The sequence below is a fragment of the Kaistia sp. 32K genome (assembly GCF_016629525.1).
Taxonomy (GTDB): Bacteria; Pseudomonadota; Alphaproteobacteria; order Rhizobiales; family Kaistiaceae; genus Kaistia.
Genome location: NZ_AP024269.1, coordinates 1,720,786 through 1,747,689, shown reverse-complemented (window position 1 = coordinate 1,747,689; position 26,904 = coordinate 1,720,786). Strand labels below are relative to the sequence as shown.

The following is a 26,904-nucleotide window of genomic DNA, read 5'->3' as shown; positions in this document are numbered from 1 at the left end:
AACGCTTCGGCTTCAATGCTTGGCAGGTCGGTTCCCGATCGATCGGGGCGAACTGTTCTTGAGCGATTTTCCACGTCCTGAAAGACTCGGGTTTGTCATGAAATACTGGTGGGCGTTGAAGACTTCTTCGCCCTTCCGCGGCACGATCCGTCGCGACGTTCCATCTGGCTGGATCTCCCAGCTCTGCTGGTTGTCCTTCAGGTTGGCGACCATGATCTGATCGAGCACCTGTTCGTGCACGGTCGGATTCAGCATCGGAATCATGGCCTCGACACGACGATCGAGGTTCCGGGGCATCAGGTCAGCAGAACCGATATAAACGATCGCTTCCGGCGAGGGCAACCCGTGGCCGTTTCCGAAGCAGAGAATGCGGGCATGCTCCAGGAAGCGTCCGACGATGGAACGGGCGCGAATCCGCTCCGAAAGGCCCGGAACGCCCGGCCGCAGGCAACAGATTCCACGGATCACCAGCTCGATGTCGACGCCGGCCCGGCTTGCGTCATAGAGCGCGTCGATGATCTGGGGATCGACCAGCGAGTTCATCTTCATCCAGATCGCGCCCGGCCGGCCGGCCTTCACATGGTCGATCTCGGCGTAGATCAGGTCGAGGATGCGCTTGCGCAGGAAATGCGGCGAGGTCGACAGGCGCTCGATCTCGACCGGCTCGGTATAGCCGGTGATGTAGTTGAAGATGCGCGCCACGTCGCGGGCGATCGCCGGATCGTCGGAGAAATAGGACAGATCCGTATAAACGCGCGCGGTGATCGGGTGGTAGTTGCCCGTGCCGATATGGACATAGCTGACCAGCGCGCCGCCTTCGCGGCGGACGACCAGCGACAGCTTGGCGTGGGTCTTGAGCTCGATGAAGCCGTAGACGACCTGCACGCCGGCGCGCTCGAGATCGCGCGCCCACTTGATGTTCGCCTCTTCGTCGAAGCGCGCCTTGAGCTCGACCAGCGCCGTCACCGACTTGCCGGCCTCGGCGGCCTCCTGCAGCGCGCGGACGATCGGGCTGTCCTTCGAGGTGCGGTAGAGCGTCTGCTTGATGGCGACGACGTCGGGATCCAGCGCCGCCTGGCGCAGATACTGCACCACGACGTCGAAGGACTCATAGGGATGATGGACGATCAGGTCCTTCTCGCGGATCGCGGCGAAGCAGTCGCCGCCATTCTCGCGGATGCGCTCCGGGAAGCGGGCCTGATAGGGCGGGAACTTCAAATTCGGGCGATCGATGCCGACGAGCTGCGAGAGATCGTTCAGCGCCAGCATGCCGTCGACCAGGAAGATCTCGTCCGGCAGGACCGCGAGCGCGCCGGCGACGAAATTGCGCAGACCGTCGGGTGTCGCCGACTCGATCTCGAGCCGGATCACCGATCCGCGCCGGCGGCGCTTCAGCGCCGACTCGAAGAAGCGGACGAGATCCTCGGCCTCTTCCTCGACCTCGATGTCGGAGTCGCGGATGATGCGGAAGGCGCCGACGCCCTCGATCGTGTAGCTCGGGAACAGGCGCTGGGTGAACAGCGACACGGCGTTCTCGAGGCTGATGTAGCGGTCCACCCCCGGCTCCGAAGACGGCATCTTGATGAAGCGGTCGAGCGTGATCGGCACGCGCAGCAGCGCCGTCATCCGGTTGCCCGTCGTCGGCCGCACCAGCTGCATGACGAGCGAGAAGCCGAGATTGGGAATGAACGGGAACGGGTGCGCCGGATCGATGGCGAGTGGCGTCAGGACCGGGAAGACCGAGTCCATGAAATAGCCTTCGAGCCAGGTCCGCTCGGTCTCCTTCAGGGCCGAGGGATCGATCAGCATGATGCCGGAAATGGCGAGTTCGTTGCGCAGCTCCGCCCAGCGCTTCTGCTGGTCGGATGCGAGCGTCGAGACGGCATCGGCGATCCGCACCAGCTGCTCGCTGGGCGTCAGGCCGTCATCGCTCGTCATGCTGACGCCTTCGCGCTGCTGGCCCCGAAGGCCGGCGACGCGCACCATGAAGAACTCGTCGAGATTGTTGGCCGAGATCGAAAGGAAGCGCAGGCGTTCGAGCAGCGGATGCTGGCTGTTGCCCGCCTCCTCGAGAACGCGACGGTTGAACTCGAGCCAGGACAGCTCCCGGTTGATGAAGCGCTCCGGGCTATGGCGAAGCTTGTCCGCTTCCCCAGCCTCGACCTTGAGGGCGGCCAGCGCCGCCTGAGCGTCGGGATTCTTCTGATCCATCACCGTTCTTCCGTTGGCGTTACCCCAGCAGAATACACGCGAATTGTGACAATTGCGTCATGCGAGGACGGCAAAACGATCTTTAGTCGTCGAAGGGCAATTCGGGCTCGTCGCCGGCCTCGCGCGACAGCACCGTCGCCGCCAGCTGGCGCGTGATCGGCCGTCCCGCCGCCAGCGCCTCATGGTCCAGAAGCTCGACCAGCCGGTTCGCCGCGCCCAGCGAGCGCTCCATGCGGCGGCTGATGAAATCGACCACCGCCGGATCGACCGCAAGCTGCCGGTCGGCGAACAGCTTGACGACGACGAGCGCCAGCAGATCGTCGTCCGGCTCGCTGAGTTCCGCCGGCACGGTGGCGCGCAGGCGCGAGGCGAGATCGGCGAGGCCGAAATCGAGTGCCTGCAGCGGCACGCGGCTCGTCAGCAGCGCCGACACCCGGCGCTCGCGCACAAGATTGAGCAGATGGAACAGGGCCGACTGCGAGACCCCTTCCTCATGCAGATCCTCGACGAGGACCGGGCCGGAGCCGACCAACTCGTCGAGACCGGCGGTCGCGAGATCGCGCGCGGCGATTTCGGAGGCGCCGGCGGCCGCCTTCCAGATCTGGCCGAGATGGGTCTTGCCGGAGCCGACCGGGCCGACCAGCAGCGCGACCGGATTGGGCCAGTCGGGATAGCGGTCGACCAGCGCCACGGCGGACTGGTTCGCCCTGCCGACGATGAAATCTTCCCGCGTCATGGCGGCGCTGTGCGGCAGGGAAAGCGGCAACTGCCGCGAGGACTCACTCATGGTACAAAACGCTCGAACGATTGGCGCTCAACGAAGCGGAGCCGGCGGCTCGTCATTGCCCGTCTCGCCCCGGTAGATCGGGCTGGTCAGGTAACGGGCAAGGGCGAAGCGCATCAGGACGGCGATAGCCGCCGCCGCGGGGACCGCGATCAGCAGGCCGACGAAGCCGAACAGCGCGCCGAAGGCGAATAGCGCGAACATCAGCCAGACCGGGTGCAGGCCGACGCTGCGGCCGACGAGGCGCGGCTGCAGGATGTTGCCCTCGATGAACTGGCCGACCAGGAACACCACCACGGTGGCGCCGATCCACTGCCATTCGGGCCAGAACTGCACCAGCGCCACGCTGACGCCGACCACAAAGCCGACCGTGGTGCCGACATAGGGGATGAAGGAGAGGATGCCGGCGCCGATGCCGATCAAGAGGCCGAAATTGACGCCGACCAGCATCAGGCCGAAGGCGTAGATGCAGCCGAGCAGGATGCAGACCAGCCCCTGCCCGCGGACGAAGCCGGCGATGGCATGGTCGATGTCGCGCGCGATGGTGCGGACTGTCTCGACGTGATCGCGCGGCACCCAGCTGTCGATGCGCGCCACCATCTTGTCCCAGTCGATCAGCATGTAGAAGGCGACGACCGGCGTGACGACGAACAGCGCGGCGAGGTCCACCAGCGCCGATCCACCGCTCCAGATCGACTTCAGGAGCGTCGAGAGCCATCCGGCGCCCTCGCTCATCAGCGTCCCCATGGAGTTCTTCAGCTGGCTGGAATCGACCTTCAGCAGCTGTCCCAGCCGGGTCGTGTCGAGGAACACCTGCACCAGGGCCTGCAATTGCTGGGCATAGGCGGGGATCTTGTCGATGAAGCCGGCGAGCTGGTTGGCCAGCACTGGCACGATCAGAAGCATCAATATGGCGAGCAGGACGAGGAAGCCGACGAGAATAACCAGCGAAGCCGCCAGGCGGCCGAGGCCGCGCCGTTCCAGCCAGTCGGCGATCGGGTCGAGGCCATAGGCCACCGCCATGCCGACCAGGAACGGCAGCAGGACGTTGCTGAACACAAACAGGAACAGCACGAAGACGAGAAACGCGGCGAGCCAAAACCCGATCTGACGTTGCAGATTCACGGCGATGCGCCCCCTCTTCCATCCATCGGCCAGGCCAACTGGCGAAGCTCGTCCCGCCCCAGATACGGCCTGCATGGCGAAGCGGTCAAGGATGGCCGCCCGAAGGGGCCGATATCGGGCCGAAAGTCGTGGAATGTCTGTCGATATCCCCCTCCATCCTCTCCCCACCCGTCACTCCGACGGATCGCCGCGTCGCCCTTTCCGCATGGCTCCCGATCGTCACAATTCAGCGCAGACGGCGATTTCGGATTGACGGCGATGGCGCGGATGTGGTCCTCCCTGCCCAAAGCAACCGGGATCCTTCGATGACCGAAAAGACCGGCGCCAAAAACGCCCTGAGCTATGCCGACGCAGGCGTCGATATCGACGCCGGCAACCGTCTCGTCGACATGATCAAGCCGCTCGTCAAGGCAACCCGCCGCCCCGGCGCGGACGCCGATATCGGCGGCTTCGGCGGGATCTTCGATCCGAAGGCGGCCGGGTACACCGACCCGCTGCTCGTCGCCGCCAATGACGGCGTCGGCACCAAGCTGAAGGTCGCGATCGACACCGGCATCCACGACACGGTCGGCATCGACCTCGTCGCCATGTGCGTCAACGATCTGATCGTCCAGGGCGCAGAGCCGCTCTTCTTCCTCGACTATTTCGCCACCGGCAAGCTCGACCCGAGCGAGGCCGCGACCGTCGTCGCCGGCATCGCCGAGGGCTGCCGCATCGCCGGCGCCGCACTGATCGGCGGCGAGACGGCCGAGATGCCGGGCCTCTACAAGGCTGGCGACTACGATCTCGCCGGCTTCGCCGTCGGCGCCGTCGAGCGCACCGGCCTGCTGCCGCGCCCGGACGTCGCCGAGGGCGACGTGCTGCTCGGCCTCGCCTCCTCCGGCGTGCATTCGAACGGCTTCTCGCTGGTCCGCAAGATCGTCGAGCTCTCCGGCCTCGGCTTCGATGCCCCTGCGCCCTTCGCGCCGGAGCTGCCGCTCGGCCGAGCGCTGCTCGCGCCGACGCGGATCTATGTGAAGCCGCTGCTCGCCGCCATCCGCGCCACCGGCGCGATCAAGGCGATGGCCCACATCACTGGCGGCGGCTTCGTCGACAACATTCCGCGCGTCCTGCCCGATGCGCTGGCGGCCTCCGTCGATCTCGACGCGGTCACCGTGCCGCCCGTGTTCGGCTGGCTGGCGAAGACCGGCGGCGTTGCCGAGCACGAGATGCTGCGCACCTTCAACTGCGGCGTTGGCATGATCGTCGTCGTCGCCCCGGAAGCTGCCGATGCCGTGATCGCCGCGCTCGCCGCCGAGGGCGAGACGGTGATGCGCCTCGGCACGCTCGTGCCGCGCGAGGGCGAAGGCGTCGTCTTCTCCGGCGCCCTGGCGCTTTGACGATGGCGAGGAAGCGCGTCGCGATCCTGATCTCGGGCCGCGGCTCGAACATGACGGCCCTGATCGAAGCCGCCGCCGATCCCGATTTTCCGGCCGAGATCGCGCTCGTGCTTTCGAACCGCGCCGACGCGGGCGGGCTCGCCCGCGCCGCCGAGGCCGGCATCGCCACGGCGGTGATCGACCACAAGGGCTTTTCCAGCCGCGCCGAATTCGACGCGGCGATGGACAAGCGCCTGCGCGCCGAAAACATCGACCTCGTCTGCCTCGCCGGCTTCATGCGGCTCCTGACCGACGGCTTCGTCGAAGGCTGGCGCGACCGGATGATCAACATCCACCCGTCGCTGCTGCCGCTCTTCCCCGGCTTGCACACGCATGAGCGCGCGCTGGAAGCGGGAATGCGCCTCGCCGGCTGCACCGTGCACTTCGTCCGCGCGCAGATGGATTCCGGCCCGATCATCGGCCAGGCCGCCGTGCCGATCGCGCTCGACGACACGCCGGACACGCTGTCGAAGCGCGTGCTGACGGCCGAGCACCAGCTCTATCCGATGGCGCTCGCCCTGGTCGCCTCCGGCCTCGCCACGGTCGAGAACGAGCGGCTGAAGCTCCACGCCGACGTGCCCGCCGATCTCGGCGGCATGCTGGTGGGGCCGGCCTTCACGGGATAGGCGCGGCCCTCAGGAAGGGTTCAGCCCCGCCATCACGACATTCGCCGCCCAGAACGCCGCGCCGCCGACGACGAGCGCCACGGCCGAGACGGCGCCAAAGCGCCAGCCGAAGGCGCGATCGCCGGCCGCCACCGCATAGATGGCCTTGGCGACGGTGTTGGAGGCGACCGCCGCCGCGATCGCCAGCGCGCCGACGCTGGTTTCGAGCGACGGCAGGCCGGCCACCGTGACGGTGGCGGCGTCGACATCGCCGATGCCGGAGAGCGCGGAAGCGAAGACGATGCCGGCCGAGCCGAACGCCGCCGATGCCGCCCGCACGGCGAAGCCGATGGCCGCGAGAAACAGCGTCAGTTTGAGCACACTGGTCAGCTCGAACGGATTGCGCATCGACGTCGCCTTGTGGGCCTTGGCGCTCTGCCCACGCACGAGCCACGCCGCGCCGGCCGCCATGGCGAGGGCTCCGGCGATGAAGGGCGGCAGCAGAAGCCAGGCGAGCGGCGGCGCCAGGAAAAGCACGAGCGCTCCCGTCCTCAGATAGGACGCGCAGCCCGCAACCGCGGCGCCGCCCGCGAGCCAGGCGACGTCGTGACCGGCCGTGGAACGACGGGCATTGTCGAGCGTCACCGCCGTCGAGGACACCAGCCCGCCGGCCGCGCCCGCCGCCAGTTCGCCCCGTCCTGCACCAAACAGGCGGATGGCGACGTAGCCGACATAGGAGATGGCGGCGAGAAGGATGGCGAGCGACCAGACCGAACGCAGGGAAATGCCGCCGAAGGGGCCATAGGGCGTGTGCGGCAACAGCGGCAGGATGACGAAGGTCATCGTGAGCAGGATGATCGCCGAGCGCAGCTCGACCCAGCTCATCTTCTTGATGAACCGGTGCAGCGGCTCGCGGCTCGCCAGGATGGCCACGAGCGTCACGCCGCCGGCCGCCGCGAGCTTCAGATCGCCGAGCACGGCGAGCACGCCGAACAGGAAGGTCGCCATCGCGGCGATCACGGAGGTGACGCTGAATTCGCCTTCCGCTTCGGATTCACGCCACTGGTAGAAGGCGAAGACCGTCGAGAAGGCAAGGAAGATGATGCCGGTGGCGATCCCCGCCTGCCCGCCCGGCGGTAGCCCCTTCTCGATCAGGCCGACGACGCCGCCCAGCATGCCGATCATCGCGAAGGTGCGGATTCCCGCCGTGCGCCGCCCCGGCGCCAGTTCACGCTCGCGCCAATGGCGCTCGACGCCGACCAGGAGGCCGATCGCGATGGCGAGGGCCAGACGATAGAAGGGCTCGAACTCGTTCACGATCGCTCCAGGAATCGACCCGCGCATCATAGCAACGCTACGCGGAGCATGTACGGCGTCGCGGTCGAGACCTTCCGCTCATCTCGATGAGGAAGCCGCGCCGCTGCGCTCGAAATCACCTTGCGCGGACGACGCTTCAATGCCACCACCTCGGCCATGAACTATCGCCACGCCTATCACGCCGGAAATTTCGCCGATGTCGTCAAGCACGCCATCCTCGCGCTGCTCGTCGAGCATCTGAAGGCCAAGGACAAGCCGTTCCGGGTGATCGACACCCATGCCGGCATCGGCCTCTACGATCTCGAGGCGATCGAGGCTGGCAAGACCAACGAATGGCAGACCGGCATCGGCAGGCTGCTCGGCGCCGACGGCAAGCCGGCGGTCGAACTGACGCGCAAGCTCGCCGAGGCGCTCGCGCCCTATCTGGAGACGGTCGCCGCCGCCAATCCGGATGGCGGGCTCCGGCATTATCCCGGTTCGCCCTGGGTGATCCGCCATCTCCTGCGCAAGACCGACCGGATGACGGCGGTCGAGATGCACCCGGCCGATCACGCGACGCTGGCCGAGCGCTTCGCCGGCGATTTCCAGGTCAAGGCGATCGAGTTGGACGGCTGGCTGGCGCTCGGCTCGTTCGTGCCGCCGAAGGAGCGGCGCGGCCTCGTCCTGATCGACCCGCCCTATGAGCAGCCGGACGAATTCAAGACGCTGTTCGATCGCTTCGAGAAGGCCTATCAGCGCTGGCCGACGGGCGTCTACGCGCTCTGGTATCCGATCAAGGACATCGGCGCGGTGACGAATTTCCACAAGCGCCTCGCCGAGAGCGGCATCAAGAAGCTGCTCGGGGCGGAACTGTGGGTGCGCGAGCGGACGACGCCCGATACCTTCAACGGCACGGGCCTCGTCATCTGCAATCCGCCCTGGCATCTCGACCGCACGCTCGACGCGCTCCTGACCGGCCTGGCACCGATCCTCGGCGAGACCGACAAGGCCGGTCGCCGCGTCTGGTGGATCCGCGGCGAGAGCTGATCTCTAGGCCGCGAACGCGCGATCTGGCCTCTCGTCGAAGTCGATCAACGGGCCGATCGGGACGACCCCGGTCGGATTGATCGTCTTGTGGCTCTCGTAATAGTGCCGCTTGATGTGGTCGAAATCGACGGTCTCGCGGATGCCGGCCACCTGGTAGAGTTCGCGCGTGTAGGACCACAGCGCGGGATAGTCGACCAGCCGGCGCCAGTTGCACTTGAAATGCCCGACATAGACGGGATCGAAGCGCAGCAGCGTCGTGAACAGCCGCCAGTCGGCCTCGGTCAGCCGGTCCCCGGCCAGATAGCGCTGCTCCGACAGCAGGCCCTCGAGCCAGTCCAGGCTCTCGAAGAGCGGCCGGACCGCCTCCTCATACGCCGTCTGGCTCGTCGCGAAGCCGGCCTTGTAGACGCCGTTGTTGACCGTGTCGTAGATGCGCTGGTTCAGCGCGTCGATCTCGGGCCTGAGCGCCTCGGGATAGTAGTCCCCCGCCTTGGCGCCGACGCCGTCAAACGCCGAATTCAGCATGCGGATGATCTCGGACGACTCGTTGTTGACGATCGTCTGGGTCTGCTTGTCCCAGAGCACCGGCACGGTAACGCGGCCGGAATAGTCCGGATCGGCCTTGGTGTAGACCTGATAGAGGAAGTCAAAACCGTTGACATTGTCCGGCGTGACGCCGGGGCCCGGCGCGAAGGTCCAGCCGTTTTCCGCCATCAGCCAATGGACGACCGAATAGTCGATCATGTCCTCGAGGCCCTTCAGGGCGCGGAAGATCATCACCCGATGCGCCCAAGGGCAGGCGCGCGCGATGTAGAGATGGTAGCGGCCGGGCTCGGCCTTGAAGCCGCCCTTGCCGGTGGGACCGGGACTGCCGTCGGCCGTCACCCAGTTGCGGAAGCCGGCGGCGCTGCGCTGGAAGCGGCCGCCGGTGTTGCGCGTGTCATACCATTGGTCCTGCCATATGCCGTCGACCAGAAGTCCCATATCCGATGCTCCAATCGTTGTCGGACGCATATTGGATCAAACAAGAGTTGTTGCCAGCCGCCCACACGACGACGCTCTGTTCACCGCGCGGCCCTCGGAAAGGCGTTGAGCGCTTGACCGTGCCGGGGGGAGTGCCGCATCGTCAGGAAAGCGTCCTCTGGGGAGTCGCCTCCATGATCCGTACCCTTCTCGCCGCCATCGCCTTCGTGACGGTCGCCGGCTCCGCGGCCCAGGCGGCCGACTATTCCAGTAGCTATGGCTATGAGCCCGAAGTGCGGAGGGGCTGGGATCGCGGCAGCGTTCCGCCCTGCGACGCCCCGGCCGTCCTTTCCAACATGGCCGAGCGCTACCACTGGGCCAACACCCACACCTGGGGCAACAACCTCGCATTCCGGGAAATCGCCTCGGTCAGCGAATCGCAGTTCGTGCCCGGTGATCCCGGCCTGATTGACCGCCGCTTCTGCCGGGCGGACATCTTCATCTCCGACAACATCCGCCCGACCCCGGTCTACTACCTGATCGAGGAGCGCATGGGCTTAGCCTCAATCGGCTGGTATGTCGACTTCTGCGTCGCCGGCCAGGATCCGTGGCGGGTGCATGACGGACACTGCCGCACCGTCCGTCCGGGCCGGTACTACTGAACGTGCCTTTATCGGCGGTCCTGCGCGGCCTGATCGTCTCGCTCGTCGCCATGGCCGCGCTCTGGACCAGCCAGACCGCCGCCTCGGCCGATACACCGGGCGAGTTCGATTTCTACGTGCTGTCGCTCTCCTGGTCGCCGACCTATTGCCAGGATCGAGGAACGTCCGACCGCATCCAGTGCGGCGGGCCGAGGCCGTTCGCCTTCGTCGTGCACGGGCTCTGGCCGCAATATGAGCGCGGCTCGCCGCGCAATTGCGACGTCGGCCCGCGCAGCGGGCTGCCGCGCCGCCTCGTCGACGGTATGCTAGACATCATGCCAAGCCCGGGGCTCGTCCGTCATGAATGGCGGACGCACGGCTCCTGCTCCGGCCTCGAGCCGGCCGACTATTTCGCGCTGACGCGACAGGCGAACCAGGCGGTCCGGATCCCCGAGCGCTTCGTCGATGTCGAAACCTACCTGACCGTCTCGCCGGACGAGGTCGAGGCGGCCTTCATCGCCGCCAATCCCGGCCTCCGGCGCGACGGCATCGCGGTCTCCTGCGATTCCCGCCGCCTCAAGGAAGTCCGTATCTGCCTGACGCGGGACCTTCGGTTCCGCAGCTGCGCCGAGGTAGACCGCAAGGCATGCCGCAACGACCGGCTCACCATGCCTCCCGTCCGATAATCTCCCCCACAAGGAATCCCACTTTGCTCGTCCTGCGCAGTTCGCCCGCGTCCCCGTTCGGGCGCAAGGTCAAGATCGTCATGCAAGAGCTTGATCTATCGGACCGTATTCAGATCGTGATGGCGGACACGACCAATCCGAACGACACGCTCCGCCAGCAGAATCCGCTCGGCAAGATCCCGGCGCTGATCCTGGAAGACGGCTTCGTGCTGTATGATTCGCGCGTCATCATCGAATATCTCGATCATCTGGCCGGCGGCGACCGCGTCATCCCGACCGATCCGGCGCGCCGCTACCGGGTGCTCGGCCTGCAAGCGCTGGCCGACGGCATCGCTGACGCCGCCCTGCTCCAGGTCTATGAGGGACGCTGGCGCGACGAGGCGCAGCAGAGCGAGACCTGGAAAGCGCATCAGCGCGGCAAGGTCGAGCGCGGCCTCGCGGCGGCCGAGACATGGCCGCTCGACGATTCCGCGCATGTCGGCACGATCGCACTCGCCTGCGCGCTCGGCTATCTGGATCTCCGTTTCGGCGGCGACTGGCGGGACGGCCACCCGAAGTTGAAGGCCTTCCTCGACAGATTCGCGGCCCGCGTTCCCGCGTTCGAGACCACCCGCGTCAAGGCCTGACCCCCACAGCCTGGAGACCATGATGACATTCTCTACCGCCGACGCCCGCACCGTCGCCGCGATCCTTCATGATGCGGCAGAGCAGGAAATCCTGCCGCGATTCCGGCGCCTCGCCGCCGGCGCCATCCGCCAGAAGACCTCGGCGGAGGACCTCGTCACCGATGCCGACGAAGCGGCCGAAAAGGTGATCACCGCGAAGCTGACGAAGGCCTTCCCGGGCGCCGTGGTGATTGGCGAGGAAGCGGTCTCGGCCGACGAGACGCTGCTCGACCGGCTCGACGGCGCCGAGCTCGCCTTCGTCGTCGATCCCGTCGACGGCACCAAGAACTTCGCCTCGGGGCTGACGCTCTTCGGCGTGATGGCTGGCGTGGTGGTGCGCGGCGAAGCCGTCGGCGGCGTCATTCTCGATCCGATCGGCGGCGACTGGACGATCGCCGTGCGCGGTGAAGGCGCCTGGACGGAAACGGCGGACGGCGGCCGCAACGACCTCAAGGTGGCGGCGGCGAAGCCCGTCGACGAGATGTCCGGCACCGCCTCCTGGTCGCTGCTGTCCGAGCCGCTGCGCTCGCGCGTCTGCGCCAACCTCGCCGCGACGCGCTCGGCCGCCGGCTATCGCTGCGCCGCGCATGAATACCGGATGCTGGCCGGCGGCCACAGCCACTTCGCACTCTATGCCAAGCTGACGGTCTGGGACCATGTCGCGGGCTGGCTGATCCACCAGGAGGCCGGCGGCTATTCCGCCCGCTTCGACGGCAGCGCCTATCAGCCGGCGCATCGCGACGGCGGCCTGTTGTGCGCCCCGGACCAGGCGAGCTGGCAGGCCCTGCAGGCGGCGCTGTTCGCCGGCACGGAATACGCCGGCGCGTGACGACGCGGGCCGCGCTCGACGCGGCCCCGCACAGATCGAACGCTAGAAACGAAAAACGCCGGCGGGTTGCCCCGCCGGCGTTTCTCGTTCAGCCGTTAGGCTGGATCAGAACTTGACGCCAACACCAGCGCGGATCGTGTTGGTGCTGAAGTCGACATCGGAGTTACCCTGGCTGCCGAAGTCGTAGGTCTTCTTGCCGTAGTCGGCGTACTGGTACTCGAGGCGGGCGGTCACGTTGCCGACGACCTGGGCCTCGACGCCTGCGCCGACGGTCCAGCCCAGGTGGGTGTTGGAGTCAGCAGCGCCGTTGTAGCTGTTGGCGCTGGCGCCGGAGATGGCAGCGCCACCCGTGCCGTAAGCGAGGTAACGGTCGAAGGCGTAGCCGACGCGAGCCCGTGCGGTCGAATCCCAACGCTGACGGACGTCGCCGCGAGCGCTCGAGCCGCTGACGTCATCGAGGTTGGCGTCGACTTCCGCGCCGACAACCCACTGGTTGCCGAGGTCGAAGTTGTAACCGGCGTAGAGGCCGCCCTTGAAGCCGTTGCCGTTGATGCTGCCGAAGGCGTTCTGCGACGACGCGTCGGTCGACGACCAGCCATAGCCGACGGTGGCGCCGACATACGGGCCGGTCCAGCTGAAGGCCTGCGACGACGTCGAGATCGGGGCCGGAGCCGGCTCGTAGGTCAGATCCGCAGCCAGAACCGGGGCAGCCGACAGAGCAAGCGCCATGGCGCTCAGGGAGAGGGTGCGGATACGCAGCATCTTGGTCTCCATGCGTACTAAACTGAAAATCAAACTTGATCCGGGGGCCGATTTCTCCCCCGATCCGATGGTCTAAATTATGCGGCCGAATGCGGCGGAACCGGACAGGAAATAAGGCATGTTCGCGGCATTCGAGGCGGGTTGCAAAAATCCAACACAACCGCATCAACCGGTTGTTTTTATTCAAATTTTATCGATGCAACCCGATGTGTGCGGGCCTACACGTCACATTGCCAACGCAGGTGTTGACCACATTTAACCAAGCCTAATGAAGGCTTACCGAAAATGCCGGGCGGCCTTATCTTCCGGGCGCGACAGATTCGGACAGGCGACAAGACGATGGCAGACGAAAAAGGCATTGCGCTGGTGACCGGCGGCGCGCGGCGGATCGGCCGCGCCATCGTCGAGGACCTGGCGAAAAACGGCTTCGCCGTCGCGATCCATTGCCGGAACTCGGTCGGCGATGCCGACGAGCTCGCCGGCCGCATCCGCGCCCAAGGCGGACGCGCCGCCGTCGTGACGGCGGATCTCGCCGATCTCGACGCCGCGCGCGCCCTGCCCGGCCTCGCCGCGGCAGCCCTCGGCCCGCTGACGCTCCTCGTCAACAATGCCTCGATCTTCGAGGCGGACGGGATCGGCGACCTCGACGTGGAGCGGTTCCAGCGCCAGTCGACCGTCAACCTCGCCGCGCCCGTCTTCCTGGCGGATGCCTTCGCCGCCCAGCTCCCCGCCGATCGCGAGGGGCTCGTGGTCAACATGGTCGACCAGCGCGCCTGGAAAACCACGCCGCAATTCCTATCTTACCAATTGTCGAAGTCGGGCCTCCTGACGGCGACACGGACGCTTGCCCAGGCCCTGGCGCCGCGCATCCGCGTCAACGCGATCGGGCCGGGGCCGACACTGCCCTCGCCGCGCCAGGATCCGGCCGAATTCCAGAAGCAGGCCGAGGCCGTGCTCTTGAAACATGGTCCGGAGCTTGGCGAATTCGGGCGCACGATCCGATATCTTTATGAGACGCGCTCCATCACCGGCCAGATGATCGCGCTCGATGGCGGGCAGCATCTTGCCTGGGAAACGCCCGATATCGTAGGCATCAACGAGTGAACACCACACCAGCCGAGAACGACAAGCCCGAGATCGAAGCCGACGTCAGCGCGACCTCGCCGGCGCCCGAGGCAGAAGCCGAGACGGAAACCGCCTTCGAGGCGGGCGGCGAACTCGTGCCGCGCGGCCAGGGCGCCCGCGTCATCGCCGATTTCGTCAAGCGCCTGCCGAACGCGCCGGGCGTCTACCGGATGTTCGACCAGGGCGGCAACGTCCTCTATGTCGGCAAAGCGCGCAATCTGAAGAAGCGCGTGACCAGCTACACGCGCATCGGGATGCAGTCGAACCGCATCATCCGGATGATCCAGCAGACCGCGACGATGGAGTTCGTCACGACGCGGACCGAGACGGAAGCGCTGCTGCTCGAAGCCAATCTGATCAAGCGGCTGCGGCCGCGCTTCAACGTGCTTCTGCGCGACGATAAATCGTTTCCCTACATTCTCATCACCGGCGACCACGAGGCGCCGCAGCTGGTCAAGCATCGCGGCGCGCGGACGCGCAAGGGCGACTATTACGGCCCGTTCGCCTCCGCCGGCGCCGTCGGCAGCACGATGAACGCGATGCAGCGCGCCTTCCTGATCCGCACCTGCACCGACAGCGTCTATGAGAGCCGGACGCGCCCCTGCCTCTTGTTCCAGATCAAGCGCTGCTCGGCTCCCTGCACCGGCGAGATCGCGCTCGACGACTATGCCGAGCTGGTGCGCGAGGCGAAGGGGTTCCTGACCGGCAAGTCGTCGGCCATCAAGCAAGACCTTGCCCGCGCCATGGGCGAAGCGAGCGCCGATCTCGATTTCGAGCGCGCCGCCATCTATCGCGACCGCATCGCCGCGCTCTCGCATGTCCAGTCGCATCAGGGCATCAACCCGCAGACCGTCGACGAAGCCGACGTGCTCGCCGTGCATCAGGAAGGCGGGCAGAGCTGCGTGCAGGTGTTCTTCTTCCGCACCGGCCAGAACTGGGGCAACCACGCCTTCTACCCGCGCGCCGACAAGAGCCTCGACGCGGCCGAGATCCTCGGCGCCTTCCTGGCGCAGTTCTACGAGGACAAGCCCTGCCCGCGCCTGATCCTGCTCAGCCACGAAGTGGAGGAGATGGACCTGATCGCCGAGGCGCTCAGCGAGCATGCCGGCCACAAGGTCGAGATTGCCGTGCCGAAGCGCGGCGAGAAGAAGGATCTGGTCGACCACGCCCTGCTCAACGCCCGCGAGGCGCTCGGCCGCAACCTGGCCGAAACCGCCAGCCAGGCCCGGCTGCTCGACGGCGTCGGCGAAACCTTCGCGCTGGAGGCCCCGCCGCGCCGGATCGAGGTCTACGACAACAGCCACATCATGGGCACCAACGCCGTCGGCGGCATGATCGTCGCCGGGCCGAATGGCTTCGTGAAGAACCAGTACCGCAAGTTCAACATCCGCTCCGAGGAGATCACCCCGGGCGACGATTTCGGCATGATGAAGGAAGTGCTGACGCGGCGCTTTTCGCGGCTCGTCAAGGAGCACGGCTCGCGCGACGCGGCGCCGCGCGACGAGGAGGGCTTCGGCCCCTGGCCCGATCTCGTCTTCATCGACGGCGGCCTAGGACAGCTCTCCGCCGCGCGCGAGATCATCGACGGACTGGGTTTGACGGATCAGGTGCCGCTCGTCGGCATCGCCAAGGGACCGGACCGCGACGCGGGGCGCGAAAAATTCTTCATTCCGGGCCGCGAGGGCTTCATGCTGCAGCCGCGCGACCCCGTGCTCTATTTCGTCCAGCGCCTGCGTGACGAGGCGCACCGCTTCGCCATCGGCACGCATCGCGCCAAGCGCAAGGCGGCACTGACCAAGAGCCCGCTGGACGAGATCGACGGCATCGGCCCGACGCGCAAGCGCGCCCTGCTCGCCCATTTCGGCACCGCCAAGGCGGTGAGCCGCGCCAGCGTCCCGGACCTGATCGGCGTGCCGGGCATCTCGGAACAGATGGCCAGGACGATCTACGACTTCTTCCACGAAAACGGCGACTAGAGCCTGTTCGAGCGAAGCGGACGGGTTCGCGTTATGGCGGCGCGGTTCAGCCGCCCTGCCCGGCCGCCGCGCGCCAGTAGCCGAGCGTGGTCTCGCCGATGATAGCGGCATGCTCTGCATGGACCGCCTCCAGCGCCGCCAGGAAGGCACCCGCCTCCTCCGCCAGCCCCAGCAGCGTCAGCGCGCGCAGGATGCGGCTGATGCGCAGGAAATTGTGGTTGCGCGGCGCGAGCCAGCTGCGCGAGCGCGCCGGGAACGTCGCGGCGCGGGCCACTCTAGCCCCCTCGGCGCCCGGCACGAACGCAAAACCATAGAAGGCGAGCAACCGCACGAAGGCGGCCCGCAAGGCCGAGCGCAGCGCCGCATGCGTCTGGAAGGCTTCGATGTCGGCCGCCGTCAGCAGCGGCGCGCCGGGGTTGAAGGCGCTCGGCTCCGGCAGCGGAAAGAGCCATTGGATGTAGTCGTGCACCTGCTCGAGGCGATCGTCGTCCCAGGCGAGAATCCCGGTCAGCGTGCGGCCGCGATCATCGGTGCCCATGCCGGCAAAGAAGTGCAGGATCGACGTATCCAGTTCCTGGTTCGTCATGTCTCAAACCTGTCTCAGCCGGTAGTCCCCGCCGACGGCTTGGCCTTTCCAGCGCCGCGCTCGCCATATTTCATGGCCTCGAACTTCAGTCCGTCCGGATCCAGGAAATAGACGGCGTAGTAGTCATCATAATACTCCGCCGCCGGATCGACGATGGGTATGCCCTCGCGCTCGAGATAGGCCTGGAGATCGTCGACATCCTTCCGGCTGCGGAGCTCGAACGCATAGTGGTGGAAGCCGATGTCGCCGAGCCGGTATGGGTGCTTCTTCCCCGCCGCGTCGGCCTCGCTGATCCAGAAACGCGTCTTGCCGTTGGTCCAGCCGATCGTGTCGCCATAGTCGCCAAGGACCTCGAACCCGAGAAACGCGAACAGGTCGCCATAGAAGCTTTTCGACCGGGCGAAATCCCCGACCCGGATGACGAGATGATCGATGCCGACGACGCGGGCCATGGTCGCCTCCCCTTTTCAGCCGCTGGCGTTCCATCGGCCGGCGCCGGCCGATCTCCGGAACAAGTTCCAGTTGCGGGTTTCGTTCCGGGGTCCGACAGCAAGCAAGATCGCCGGCTATGCCACGATCTAGTCTTTTTGCATCGATGCAATAACTGCCTGCTCATCAGCCATGCTTACCGTCATGATATTTCGCGAAGCAAAAACGAAAACAATCCTAATTGACTCGACGGAAGCCAAAGCATTCTCATAGATACATATCGCCGAAAACTTCAACCCACGGTCCGCCGCGCGCGGGGAAAGCAGGCATGATCATGCGAATGACATGGATCGCAGCCGCCTTGGGGGCGGCTGCGTTGACAGCCGCCGTCACGCCCTTGGCACAGGCGGCGCAGCCGCAGAACAAGGAGCACGCGGCGCAGCCGCTGACCAAGGAACAGGCGCAGGCCATCGCCGTCGACGCCTATCTCTATTTCTACCCGCTGCTGACCATGGAGCTCACGCGGGAGCAGAGCACCAACATCGCGGCGGGCAAGGAGCTCGGCCGCGGCCCGATGAACATGTTCAGCAATATACCGGAGTTCCCGCCGGCCGACTTCAAGGTCGTCGTGCGGCCGAATTTCGACACGCTCTATTCCAGCGGGTGGCTCGACCTGACCAAGGAGCCGATGGTCGTCTCCAGCCCGGACACCAAGGGCCGCTACTTCCTGCTGCCGATGCTCGACATGTGGAGCGATGTCTTCGCCTCGCCGGGCTGGCGCACGACCGGAACCACCGCCGCCAACTACCTGGTTACGCCGCCCGGCTGGCGCCCCGACCTCCGGGATCGCTGGCGCGAGGAGTTCAAGCTGCCCGAGGGCACCAGCCGGATCGAGGCGCCGACGCCTTATGTCTGGATCATCGGCCGCACCAAGACCGACGGCCCCGCCGACTATGACGCCGTGCACAAGATCCAGGCCGGATACACGATCGTGCCGCTGTCCGAATGGGGCAAGGACGCCAAGCCTCCGGTCGCAAAGATCGATCCCGCGATCGACATGAAGACGCCGCCCAAGCTCGCCGTCGACGGCATGACGGCCGACGCGTACTTCACCAAAGCGGCCGAGCTCCTGAAGTTGCATCCGCCGCACATCACCGACCAGCCCATCATCGCCCAGATGACGCGGCTCGGCATCGTGCCGGGCAAGAGCCTCGCCTTCGACAAGCTTCCGGCCGATGTGCAGGCGGCGCTCAAGGCGGCGCCAGCCGAAGGGCGGAAGCTGATGGCGTGGAAGGTCAAGACGCTCGCCGACGTCACCAACGGCTGGTCGATGAACACCACCACCATGGGCGTCTACGGCAACTACTACCTGAAACGCGCCATCGTCGCGCAGCTCGGTCTCGGCGCCAATCTGCCGGAGGACGCGATCTATCCGCTCAATCTCGGCGATTCCACCGGCAAGCCGCTCACCGGCCAGAACGAGTACGTCCTGCATTTCGAGGCGAACGAACTGCCGCCGGTCGACGCTTTCTGGTCCGTCACGCTCTATGACCCGGATGGCTTCCAGGTCGCCAACCCGCTCAACCGCTTCGCGGTGTCGAGCTGGATGCCCTTCGTCAAGAACGCCGACGGCTCGCTGGACCTCTATTTCCAGAACGAGAGCCCCGGCAAGGACAAGGAGGCGAACTGGCTGCCGGCGCCGAAGGGGCCGTTCAACCTGACCATGCGCCTCTACGCCCCGCAAAGCGCGGCGCTGACGGGCCGCTGGAACCCGCCCGCCGTCAAGCAGGCCGAAGCGACGGCCGCCCTGCCGCAATAGGCCGGAACCGATAGTGCCAAGGGGGACGAGGCCGCTTCGGCATCGTCCCCTTTTTCTTGCCTCAGCCGAGCTTGGCGAGAAGCGCCAGCAGTTCGCCCAGATGCGGCACCTCGCGGAAACGCGGGGCGCCGACCGGCGGCTCGACATGCTCGAACGACCAGGTCAGGTCGTGCGGGACATAGACGCCCCAGCTTCCCGCCTCGATCGCCGGCACGACGTCGGACTTCAGCGAATTGCCGACCATCATGCTCTGCGCCGGGCCGTCGGCATGGCGGCTGAAGATCCGGTGGTAGGTCGCGGCGTTCTTGTCGCTGACGATCTCGACGGCGTCGAACAGCTCGCCGAGGCCGGAAGCGGCGAGCTTGCGCTCCTGGTCGAACAGGTCGCCTTTGGTGATCAGGATCAGTCGGTAATTGCCGGCGAGCTGCTCCAGCGTCTCGCGCACATGCGGCAGCGTCTCGACCGGATGGACCAGCATGTCGCGGCCGGCGGCGAGAATCTCGCTGATGGCGCCGGCCGGAATTCGGCCTCCCGTCAGCTCGATCGCCGTCTCGACCATCGACAGCGTGAAGCCCTTGATGCCGAAGCCGTAGAGCTTGAGGTTGCGCCGCTCCGCCTCTTGGAGGCGGCGGGCGATATCGGCCCTGTCGGCGTGTTCCGACAGGAGGTCGATGAAGCGCTGCTCCGTCAGCCGGTAGAACTGCTCGTTCTGCCAGAGCGTATCGTCGGCGTCGAAGCCGATGGCGGTGAGGGTTGGGCTGTGAGACGACATCGAACGAACCATTGGCAAAGGGGCCAATAAAAATGGCGGGCCCGGAGACTAACCGGACCCGCCACGCATTACCACGAGATCACAAGATCGATCAGGTTTCCTGGATGGCGGAAACCTTCCAGGGACCGCCATCCTTGCGGGCGAAGGTCCAGAGCTCGGTCGTCTCCGTCAGCGCGCCGGCGTCGCCCGAGATCAGGGCGCCGGTCGCCCGGTCGCGCATCACGTCGCGGCTTTCGTAGCGCATGGCGACCGTGGCGTAGTCGGTGTCGCCCTCGTTCCATGCCTCGGCCAGGTCGCCCTGCAGCAGCGTGATGTCGGTGACGTCGTTGCGCTGGCCCTTCGTGGCGTTCTGGCTCAGCTCTTCCGAGAGATACGACATGACCTCCGGCGTCGTGCGCTCGCGCAGGCCCGCATAGTCCTCGCGGCCGAAGGCGCCCTGCACCTCGTCCAGCAGCTTCTGGAAGGTGTCGAGATCCTGGCCGGTGACGCCGATCTCGTCATTGGCGTTCATGGCGTTGGCCGGGCGCGCCTTCTGGGCGCCGCCGAAGCCGCCAAGACCCGCCCCCAAGCCGCCGAGATTGCCGAGGCCGCTACGCGGCGCCGCGTTCGACTGCGCCTCAGCCGGAGCGTCGGGCATCATGCCGCGCGGCATGCCGGCCGGAGCGGCGCCCGCCGTCTGCGACCGGTTGCGGTTGGCGAAGAAGCGGAAAAGGAACATGCCGGCAATCGCGAGAAGCGCGATCTGCAGGATGAAGCCGAAGGCGCCGGCCATGCCGCCGAGGCCGTTGCCCATCAGCATGCCGATCAGGCCGCCCAGCATCAGGCCACCCAGGATGGAGCCGCCGAGGCCGCCGAAGAAGCCCGGACGCGCCGCCTGCTGCGCGGGACGCGCGGCGGCGTTCGTCGCCTGGCCCGGCTGCGTCATCGAGCGCTGGATCGGCTGCGTCGCGGTGGGCGCCGTCGGGGTTGTCGGGGCGGACTGGAACGTCCTGCCGCCACGGCTGCCAAAACTGCCGCCGCGACGCGCTTCGGCGTCATCGAATGCAGCGAAGCTCATCGCCGTCGCGATACCAATCATCGCGAGAATTGCCGGTGTGCGCTTGCCGAATACCATGTGAGTTCCTTCTCCCTACGTAAATTACCCGGGTCCTTTTCAGGCCCCCGCAGGTATGATGTAGGGTCTCATGCCTGATTTGTTGAGGGCAAAACTGCGGCCAGTGACGATTTGCGCAATCCGGCCGGCGTGCTATTGGCTCGCGCCATGACATACAAGGTTGCCGCCCTCTATCAATTCGCCGCTCTTCCGGACTTCGAAGCGCTGCGCGCCCCGCTGCTCGAGCTCTGCGAAACGCTCGGGATTCGCGGCACGCTGCTGCTGGCGCCCGAGGGCATCAACGGCACGATCGCCGGCACGGACGAAGCGATCGACGCGGTGATCGCCGCGCTGACGACCGGCCCGCTCTTCGACGGCCGGCTCGACAATCTCGAGCTGAAATTCTCCGGCGCGGCGGAAATGCCGTTCAAGCGGCTGAAGATACGGCTGAAGAAGGAGATCGTCACCCTGGCGCAGCCGCAGGTCGATCCGACGAAGCAGGTCGGCACCTATGTCGCGGCAGAGGACTGGAACGCGCTGATCTCGGATCCCGACGTGATCGTCGTCGACACCCGCAACCGCTTCGAGGTGAAGATCGGCACGTTCGAGCGGGCGCTCGATCCGGAAACGCGGAAATTCTCGCAGTTCCCGGATTTCGTCAGCCGTACGCTCGATCCGGCCAAAAACAAGAAGGTCGCGATGTTCTGCACCGGCGGCATCCGCTGCGAGAAGGCGAGTTCCTACCTGCTGTCGCAGGGCTTCGCCGAGGTGTTCCACCTGAAGGGCGGCATCCTCAAATATCTCGAGACGATCCCGCCGGAAGAAAGCCTGTGGCAGGGAGAATGCTTCGTCTTCGACGAGCGCGTGGCGCTCGGCCATGGGCTGGCGGAGCGGGCCAAGGCGGAGGAGCCGCCGGAGGACGACGCGGCCTGAGGCCGCGCCGATCCCTTGACTACTCGCCGTCCTTGGCGTCGTGCAGATAGGCCTCGACGACGCCCTTCAGCTTGATCGTCAGCGGGTTGCCGAAGCGATCGCGCGCCTTGCCGGCGGCAACGCGGACCCAGCCTTCGCTGATGCAATACTCTTCGACATTGGTCTTCTCGACGCCGTTGAAGCGGATGCCGACGCCGCGCTCCAGCAGGGCCTCGTCATGGAAAGGGCTCTTCGGATCGTTCGAGAGGCGATCGGGCAGCGTGTCGGTCATGGTCGAACCTTCAGATCGGGTACATTGGCCGGCACACATAGCGGGACGATGCGGTCCTGCCAACCCGGCGCGAAGAGGGGCTCAGCGGCCAAGCAGCGTGGCAATCGTCAGGATCGCGACATAGATGCCGGTTCCCAGCAGCATGAACATCACCGCGGCAGAGCCGAGATCCTTGGCGCGGCGCGCGAATTCGGAACGCTCGGGCGAAACGCGGTCGACGATCTCCTCGATCGCGGTATTCAGCGCCTCGACCGAAAACGTCGCGAAGGCGAGCATCAGGTAAACGCCGATCTCGGCCAGCGAACGGCCGAGAAAGACGATCCAGGCAAACGCGGCGACGGCAGCCGCCAGCTCCATCCGGGCGGCCATCTCGCCCCGGAACAGGATCGCGACGCCCGAGGCCGACCAGCGGCTCGCCGCAATGAGATGCTCCAACCAGGCGCGCATGTCCGTCTTCCCCCTTTGGTCGGCATTCGCCGATTGTTTGCAGCCCCCGGCCGCATCGCCATGGCGACACCGCCGCCGGACGGGATATCATGTAGCCGATTCCCGCGAACGCCGTGTCGGCATCGCATCGTCACGCCAGTTTCCTGGCCAACTTCAATCGGTCCTCTCTTTTCCGAGCCACCCTTGGCAGGGGCTGGCCCGGATGCAATATGAGGGTGAGGGTTCAAGGACGGATATGAGCGAGCTTCGCACCTTCGACGTCAGACGGCCGCAGCGGGCGCTTCTGCTTTCGCTCCCGAACATCCTGACCTATGGCCGCATCCTGGCGGTTCCCCTCGTCGTCTTCTGCGTCGTGGGCGGCAAGGATACGTGGCGATGGATCGCGCTCGCGCTCTTCATCCTCGCCAGCATCACCGACTATCTCGATGGCTACCTGGCCCGGATCTGGAAGCAGCAATCCTCGCTCGGGCGCATGCTCGATCCGATCGCCGACAAGCTGCTGGTCTCCGCCTGCCTGCTGGCGCTCGTCTTCGAGCGCACGATCGATGGCCTGTCGCTCTGGGCGGCGCTGATCATCCTGTCGCGCGAGATCCTCGTCTCTGGCCTGCGCGAATATCTGGCGGAACTCCGCGTCAGCGTGCCCGTCTCGCGCCTCGCCAAGTGGAAGACGGCGTTGCAGATGGTCTCCATCGGCTTCCTGCTCGCAGGCCCGGCCGGAGACGTCCATTTCGCCTACACGACGCTGATCGGCATCGTGCTGCTGTGGATCTCCGCCCTCGTCACGCTCTACACCGGCTACGACTATTTCCGGGCGGGCCTCGGCCACATCCTGGAGGAAGAGCCGTGAAGCTCGTCTATTTCGCCTGGGTGCGCGAGCGGATCGGCACGGCCGAGGAGACCGTCGCGCCGCCCGAGGGCGTCGAGACGGTCGGCGATCTGCTGGGCTGGCTGCGCACGCGCGGCGAGACTTATGAATACGCCCTGGCGGAGCCGACCGCGATCCGCGTGGCGCTCGACCATGACCATGCCGATCACGATGCTCCGCTGACCGGTGTGCGCGAGGTCGCCCTGTTTCCCCCGATGACGGGAGGCTAGGTCGCCATGGCCAAGACCCGCGTCGCCATCGTTTCCGAGCCGCTCGACATCACGGCCGAGATCGAGCGTGTGACGACGGGTCGTGGCGATATCGGCGCCGTCGTCACCTTCACCGGCCTCTGCCGCGACGAGGACGGCCGGCTCGAAGCGCTCGAGCTCGAACACTATCCCGGCATGGCCGAGGCGGAGGTGTCCCGCATCGCCGAGCAGGCGGCCAAGCGGTGGGAGATCACCGACGTCACCGTCCTTCACCGGCACGGCAAGGTGAAGCCGGGCGAGGTCATCGTGCTGGTGGTCACCGCCTCGCGGCACCGGCACGCCGCCTTCGAATCGGCCGAGTTCATTATGGATTTCCTCAAGACCCATGCGCCCTTCTGGAAGAAGGAGCATACCGCTTCCGGCGCGGTCGCCTGGGTCGACGCCAAATCCTCGGACGACCAGGCCGAAGAGCGCTGGAACAACTCCGATTGAGCCATTCCCCGAGTGACCGGCCCGGCGGCGCCTTCGCGCCGCATGAGGCCTTGGCCGAGAGCCTGCTGCCGCACGCCACCGAAGGCGACGACGGCTCGCACGACATCGCCCATCTCCAGCGCGTCTGGAAGAACGCCGCCACCATCCACGCGGCGGAAGGCGGCGACGGCGAGGTCCTGGCCGCCGCGACGCTGCTGCATGACTGCGTCACCGTCGAGAAGAACGACCCGATGCGCCCGCAGGCCTCCCGGCTGGCGGCCCGCAAGGCGGCCGGGATCCTTGAGGGACTCGGCTGGGATGGGCCGCGTATTGCCGCCGTCGCCCACGCGGTCGAGGCGCACAGCTTCTCCGCCGGCATCGCGCCGGAAACGCTGGAGGCGCGCATCCTGCAGGACGCCGACCGCCTCGACGCGATCGGCATGGTCGGCGTGGCGCGCTGCTTCTACATCGCCGGCCGGATGGGCAGCGGGCTCTACGACCCGCGGGATCCGCAGGCGACCGCCCGTCCCCTTGCCGACGCGCGCTTCGCGCTCGACCATTTCGACAACAAGCTCTTCAAGCTCGCTGGCGGCTTCCAGACCGAGGCCGGACGCAAGCTGGCGACACTGCGGCAGGATCGCCTCCGCCGCTTCTATGACGAATTTCTGGACGAGATCTGACCACACGGCGCATCGGTTAGGATTCTGCGCCCGGAGGAATGCCGCATGCTGACGATCTGGGGCCGCAACAATTCGAGCAACGTCAAGAAGGTGCTCTGGTGCGCCGAGGAGATCGGCCTCGCCTATGAGTCGATCCCGGCCGGCGGCGCCTTCGGCGTCACCGCCGATCCCGCCTATCGAGCGATGAACCCGAACGGGCTGGTGCCGACGATCCGCGACGGCGACATCGTGCTGTGGGAATCGAACGCGATCGTTCGCTATCTCGCCGCCCGCTATGCCGACGGCACGCTGTGGCCGCGCGACATCGCGGAGCGCGCCAGCGCCGACCGCTGGATGGACTGGACGACCGCCGCCTTCGCACCGCCGTTTCGCGACGTGTTCTGGGGCATGGTGCGCACGCCGGCCGAACGACGCGACATGGCGGTGATCGAAGCCAGCCGGCAGAAATGCTCCACACTGCTCGCCATCGCGGATCGCGCCCTCGCCGAGCGCCCCTATCTGTCGGGCGAGGCCTTCGGCATGGGCGACATCCCGCTCGGCTGCCTCGCCTATGCCTGGTTCGCCATGCCGATCGAGCGACCGGACCTGCCGCATCTCGCCAGATGGCATGAAAGGCTGCTGGCGCGGCCCGCCTACGCCAAGGTCGTCGCGATACCGTTGAGCTGAGGCTGCGCCCTTCACCTCTCCCTCAGGAAACCATTGCAAAGCACCGATGGTCGCCATGCGGTCGATGGCCTATGGGCAGCGCGCCGTCGCCCCGGCGGAGGCCGGGGCCCATAGACACCGACCAGGAAAGCTCGGCTCAGCCTATCGGCCACAGGCCTGTGTGTATGGATCCCGGCCTTCGCCGGGATGACGGCGGAGGGTGGCAAGATCCGATCAGCGCGATGAAGGCGGCGTTGCGCGAAGGTCTCCTCAGGGAGAGGCGAAGCCCCAAAAACAAAAATGGCCGGGACGAGCCCGGCCATTTCTTAAATACAGAAGCTTCGGCGGATTAGCCGACGAGCTCGACGCCCGAGAACCAGTAGGCGATTTCCTGCGCTGCCGTCTCCGGGGCGTCCGAACCGTGCACCGAGTTCTCGCCGATCGAGAGCGCGAACTCCTTGCGGATCGTGCCGGCATCGGCGTTGGCCGGGTTGGTCGCGCCCATGACTTCGCGGTTCTTCAGGATGGCGCCTTCGCCTTCCAGGACCTGCACGACGGTCGGGCCAGCGGTCATCGTCTCGACCAGCTCGCCGAAGAAGGGACGCTCCTTGTGGACGGCGTAGAAGCCCTCGGCCTGGGCGCGGGACATCCAGACGCGCTTGGAAGCGACGACGCGCAGGCCGGCGTCTTCCAGCTTGGCGGTGATCTTGCCGGTCAGGTTACGCTTGGTCGCGTCGGGCTTGATCATCGAGAAGGTGCGTTCGATCGCCATGTTCGGTCCTGTCGTTTCGATTTGGGTAAATGGGTGGCGCTGTATAGCCTCGCCGCCCCGACCCGGCAAGGGCGCGAACCCTGTCAGCAACACTGTCGGGGCTTAAAAACGTCAGGCATACTGACCTGCCGAACGCGACGGTTTCGCGACGGGAACGGGAGCTGGGCCATGAAGCCGCATTTCGCAATGTTCGCCGCCTACAACGCGTGGGCCAACGGGCGCCTCTACGAGGCCGCGCGCGCCGTTTCGCCGGAGCGCTTCCATGCCGACGAGGGCGCCTTCTTCGGCTCGCTCTGCGGCACGCTGAACCACCTCCTCGTCACCGACCGCATCTGGCTGCGCCGCTTCTCCGGCACGGGCCCGCTGCACACGGCGCTGAACGAGATGGTGACCGAGGACCTCGGCGAGCTGTCGGCGCTGCGCACCGCCGAGGATGCGCGGATCGTCGCCTATGTGGACGGGCTCACCGAGGCGGATATCGCCGGCCTGTTCACCTACACGCCCGTCACCACCCCGGTCGCGGTGACCCAGCCGCTCGGCCCTGCGCTTGCCCATCTCTTCAACCACCAGACCCATCATCGCGGCCAGGCGACCGCCATCCTGACCCGCATCGGCGGCCGCGACGCCTGCGCCAGCCTCGACCTGATCCAGTTTCAACGCGCGAGCGGCCTGGGACTTAGCTAGCCGGATAAGCAGGATTGCGTCCTGCCGAGGCGCAACCGGTCACGCAAATATATCGGAGAGGTGTGAAGTCGGTCGCTTGATTCAACCAAGGCGGA

Annotated in this window: 30 protein-coding genes; 17 read left to right on the top strand and 13 right to left on the bottom strand. The window is 66.5% G+C overall.

Annotated elements, in window-relative coordinates; translation table 11 throughout:
- Nucleotides 1–12: 12 nt before the first annotated feature.
- The 3 genes from K32_RS07825 to K32_RS07815 all read right to left on the bottom strand — a co-directional run bounded on the left by K32_RS07825 (nt 13) and on the right by K32_RS07815 (nt 4,120).
- On the bottom strand, nt 13–2,211 hold the full coding sequence (locus K32_RS07825; RefSeq protein ID WP_201403480.1) for an RNA degradosome polyphosphate kinase: 2,199 nt from the start codon (nt 2,209–2,211) through the stop codon (nt 13–15).
- 82 nt (nt 2,212–2,293) lie between these two features.
- Nucleotides 2,294–2,998: a DnaA/Hda family protein gene (locus tag K32_RS07820; protein ID WP_201403479.1), complete on the bottom strand. Its 705-nt coding sequence runs from the start codon at nt 2,996–2,998 to the stop codon at nt 2,294–2,296.
- A 27-nt stretch (nt 2,999–3,025) separates the two neighbouring features.
- A complete protein-coding gene (locus K32_RS07815) occupies nt 3,026–4,120 on the bottom strand; it encodes an AI-2E family transporter (protein ID WP_244669896.1) in 1,095 nt (364 codons plus the stop codon).
- Nucleotides 4,121–4,425: 305 nt separating this feature from the next.
- Here K32_RS07815 and purM point away from each other — a divergent pair, with 305 nt between their 5' ends.
- Both purM and purN read left to right on the top strand, forming a co-directional pair.
- The gene (purM, locus tag K32_RS07810; RefSeq protein WP_201403477.1) at nt 4,426–5,499 is read left to right on the top strand and encodes a phosphoribosylformylglycinamidine cyclo-ligase; all 1,074 of its coding nucleotides are present in this window, start codon (nt 4,426–4,428) and stop codon (nt 5,497–5,499) included.
- A gap of 2 nt (nt 5,500–5,501) precedes the next feature.
- A complete protein-coding gene (gene purN / locus K32_RS07805; RefSeq protein WP_201403476.1) occupies nt 5,502–6,164 on the top strand; it encodes a phosphoribosylglycinamide formyltransferase in 663 nt (220 codons plus the stop codon).
- Between the two features lie 9 nt (nt 6,165–6,173).
- Here the strand turns inward: purN and K32_RS07800 are convergent, their stop codons facing one another.
- On the bottom strand, nt 6,174–7,460 hold the full coding sequence (locus tag K32_RS07800; RefSeq protein WP_244669895.1) for a DUF4010 domain-containing protein: 1,287 nt from the start codon (nt 7,458–7,460) through the stop codon (nt 6,174–6,176).
- A gap of 156 nt (nt 7,461–7,616) precedes the next feature.
- Between K32_RS07800 and K32_RS07795 the strand changes: the two genes are divergently transcribed.
- Nucleotides 7,617–8,486, top strand: a complete 870-nt coding sequence (locus K32_RS07795; RefSeq protein ID WP_201404401.1) for a 23S rRNA (adenine(2030)-N(6))-methyltransferase RlmJ — start codon at nt 7,617–7,619, stop codon at nt 8,484–8,486.
- A gap of 3 nt (nt 8,487–8,489) precedes the next feature.
- On the opposite strand, the gene K32_RS07790 is transcribed toward K32_RS07795, so the two are convergent.
- Entirely contained in the window at nt 8,490–9,470 is a 981-nt protein-coding gene (locus K32_RS07790; protein ID WP_201403474.1) for a glutathione S-transferase family protein, read from the bottom strand.
- Between the two features lie 173 nt (nt 9,471–9,643).
- Between K32_RS07790 and K32_RS07785 the strand changes: the two genes are divergently transcribed.
- Genes K32_RS07785 through K32_RS07770 form a run of 4 tightly spaced genes read left to right on the top strand, consistent with a single transcriptional unit; the run spans nt 9,644 to nt 12,270 of the window.
- Complete coding sequence (locus K32_RS07785; protein WP_201403473.1) at nt 9,644–10,111, top strand: hypothetical protein; 468 nt, start codon at nt 9,644–9,646, stop codon at nt 10,109–10,111.
- A 50-nt stretch (nt 10,112–10,161) separates the two neighbouring features.
- Nucleotides 10,162–10,776 (top strand): ribonuclease T, encoded by a 615-nt coding sequence (locus K32_RS07780; RefSeq protein WP_201404400.1) that lies wholly within the window; start codon nt 10,162–10,164, stop codon nt 10,774–10,776.
- A 23-nt stretch (nt 10,777–10,799) separates the two neighbouring features.
- Nucleotides 10,800–11,402 (top strand): glutathione S-transferase family protein, encoded by a 603-nt coding sequence (locus K32_RS07775; RefSeq protein WP_201403472.1) that lies wholly within the window; start codon nt 10,800–10,802, stop codon nt 11,400–11,402.
- Between the two features lie 22 nt (nt 11,403–11,424).
- Nucleotides 11,425–12,270 (top strand): inositol monophosphatase family protein, encoded by an 846-nt coding sequence (locus K32_RS07770; protein WP_201403471.1) that lies wholly within the window; start codon nt 11,425–11,427, stop codon nt 12,268–12,270.
- 105 nt (nt 12,271–12,375) lie between these two features.
- Here the strand turns inward: K32_RS07770 and K32_RS07765 are convergent, their stop codons facing one another.
- Nucleotides 12,376–13,032 carry an outer membrane protein gene (locus tag K32_RS07765; protein ID WP_201403470.1) on the bottom strand — a complete coding sequence of 219 codons (657 nt, stop codon included), beginning with the start codon at nt 13,030–13,032 and terminating at the stop codon, nt 12,376–12,378.
- Between the two features lie 339 nt (nt 13,033–13,371).
- On the opposite strand from K32_RS07765, the gene K32_RS07760 reads away from it, so the two are divergent.
- Both K32_RS07760 and uvrC read left to right on the top strand, forming a co-directional pair.
- A complete protein-coding gene (locus K32_RS07760; protein WP_201403469.1) occupies nt 13,372–14,136 on the top strand; it encodes an SDR family oxidoreductase in 765 nt (254 codons plus the stop codon).
- 116 nt (nt 14,137–14,252) lie between these two features.
- Complete coding sequence (gene uvrC / locus K32_RS07755) at nt 14,253–16,133, top strand: excinuclease ABC subunit UvrC (protein WP_371813028.1); 1,881 nt, start codon at nt 14,253–14,255, stop codon at nt 16,131–16,133.
- Between the two features lie 46 nt (nt 16,134–16,179).
- Here the strand turns inward: uvrC and K32_RS07750 are convergent, their stop codons facing one another.
- The gene (locus K32_RS07750) at nt 16,180–16,719 is read right to left on the bottom strand and encodes an opioid growth factor receptor-related protein (RefSeq protein ID WP_201403467.1); all 540 of its coding nucleotides are present in this window, start codon (nt 16,717–16,719) and stop codon (nt 16,180–16,182) included.
- Nucleotides 16,720–16,733: 14 nt separating this feature from the next.
- Nucleotides 16,734–17,171 (bottom strand): VOC family protein, encoded by a 438-nt coding sequence (locus K32_RS07745; RefSeq protein WP_201403466.1) that lies wholly within the window; start codon nt 17,169–17,171, stop codon nt 16,734–16,736.
- 317 nt (nt 17,172–17,488) lie between these two features.
- Here K32_RS07745 and K32_RS07740 point away from each other — a divergent pair, with 317 nt between their 5' ends.
- Nucleotides 17,489–18,967 carry a DUF1254 domain-containing protein gene (locus K32_RS07740; protein WP_371812979.1) on the top strand — a complete coding sequence of 493 codons (1,479 nt, stop codon included), beginning with the start codon at nt 17,489–17,491 and terminating at the stop codon, nt 18,965–18,967.
- Between the two features lie 61 nt (nt 18,968–19,028).
- Here K32_RS07740 and K32_RS07735 read toward each other — a convergent pair whose 3' ends face one another.
- Complete coding sequence (locus K32_RS07735) at nt 19,029–19,739, bottom strand: HAD family hydrolase (protein WP_244669893.1); 711 nt, start codon at nt 19,737–19,739, stop codon at nt 19,029–19,031.
- A gap of 91 nt (nt 19,740–19,830) precedes the next feature.
- Nucleotides 19,831–20,853 carry a Tim44 domain-containing protein gene (locus K32_RS07730; RefSeq protein WP_201403464.1) on the bottom strand — a complete coding sequence of 341 codons (1,023 nt, stop codon included), beginning with the start codon at nt 20,851–20,853 and terminating at the stop codon, nt 19,831–19,833.
- Nucleotides 20,854–21,000: 147 nt separating this feature from the next.
- Between K32_RS07730 and K32_RS07725 the strand changes: the two genes are divergently transcribed.
- Nucleotides 21,001–21,765, top strand: coding sequence for a rhodanese-related sulfurtransferase (locus K32_RS07725; RefSeq protein ID WP_201403463.1), 765 nt, complete (start codon nt 21,001–21,003; stop codon nt 21,763–21,765).
- 19 nt (nt 21,766–21,784) lie between these two features.
- Here K32_RS07725 and K32_RS07720 read toward each other — a convergent pair whose 3' ends face one another.
- Nucleotides 21,785–22,036: a DUF3297 family protein gene (locus tag K32_RS07720; RefSeq protein WP_201403462.1), complete on the bottom strand. Its 252-nt coding sequence runs from the start codon at nt 22,034–22,036 to the stop codon at nt 21,785–21,787.
- 81 nt (nt 22,037–22,117) lie between these two features.
- Nucleotides 22,118–22,483: a diacylglycerol kinase gene (locus K32_RS07715; protein ID WP_201403461.1), complete on the bottom strand. Its 366-nt coding sequence runs from the start codon at nt 22,481–22,483 to the stop codon at nt 22,118–22,120.
- A 235-nt stretch (nt 22,484–22,718) separates the two neighbouring features.
- On the opposite strand from K32_RS07715, the gene pgsA reads away from it, so the two are divergent.
- Genes pgsA through K32_RS07690 form a run of 5 tightly spaced genes read left to right on the top strand, consistent with a single transcriptional unit; the run spans nt 22,719 to nt 25,374 of the window.
- Nucleotides 22,719–23,330, top strand: a complete 612-nt coding sequence (gene pgsA / locus K32_RS07710; RefSeq protein ID WP_201403460.1) for a CDP-diacylglycerol--glycerol-3-phosphate 3-phosphatidyltransferase — start codon at nt 22,719–22,721, stop codon at nt 23,328–23,330.
- A complete protein-coding gene (moaD, locus tag K32_RS07705) occupies nt 23,327–23,578 on the top strand; it encodes a molybdopterin converting factor subunit 1 (protein ID WP_201403459.1) in 252 nt (83 codons plus the stop codon). The genes pgsA and moaD overlap by 4 nt, the downstream gene beginning before the upstream one ends.
- Nucleotides 23,579–23,584: 6 nt before the next feature.
- Nucleotides 23,585–24,049, top strand: coding sequence for a molybdenum cofactor biosynthesis protein MoaE (locus K32_RS07700; RefSeq protein ID WP_201403458.1), 465 nt, complete (start codon nt 23,585–23,587; stop codon nt 24,047–24,049).
- Nucleotides 24,046–24,708, top strand: a complete 663-nt coding sequence (locus tag K32_RS07695; RefSeq protein ID WP_201403457.1) for an HD domain-containing protein — start codon at nt 24,046–24,048, stop codon at nt 24,706–24,708. Before K32_RS07700 ends, K32_RS07695 begins: the two co-directional genes overlap by 4 nt.
- 45 nt (nt 24,709–24,753) lie before the next feature.
- Nucleotides 24,754–25,374, top strand: a complete 621-nt coding sequence (locus K32_RS07690) for a glutathione S-transferase family protein (RefSeq protein WP_201403456.1) — start codon at nt 24,754–24,756, stop codon at nt 25,372–25,374.
- Nucleotides 25,375–25,702: 328 nt separating this feature from the next.
- Here K32_RS07690 and ndk read toward each other — a convergent pair whose 3' ends face one another.
- Entirely contained in the window at nt 25,703–26,125 is a 423-nt protein-coding gene (gene ndk, locus K32_RS07685) for a nucleoside-diphosphate kinase (protein WP_201403455.1), read from the bottom strand.
- 168 nt (nt 26,126–26,293) lie between these two features.
- On the opposite strand from ndk, the gene K32_RS07680 reads away from it, so the two are divergent.
- The gene (locus tag K32_RS07680) at nt 26,294–26,809 is read left to right on the top strand and encodes a DinB family protein (RefSeq protein ID WP_201403454.1); all 516 of its coding nucleotides are present in this window, start codon (nt 26,294–26,296) and stop codon (nt 26,807–26,809) included.
- The last annotated feature ends 95 nt before the right edge of the window (nt 26,810–26,904 follow it).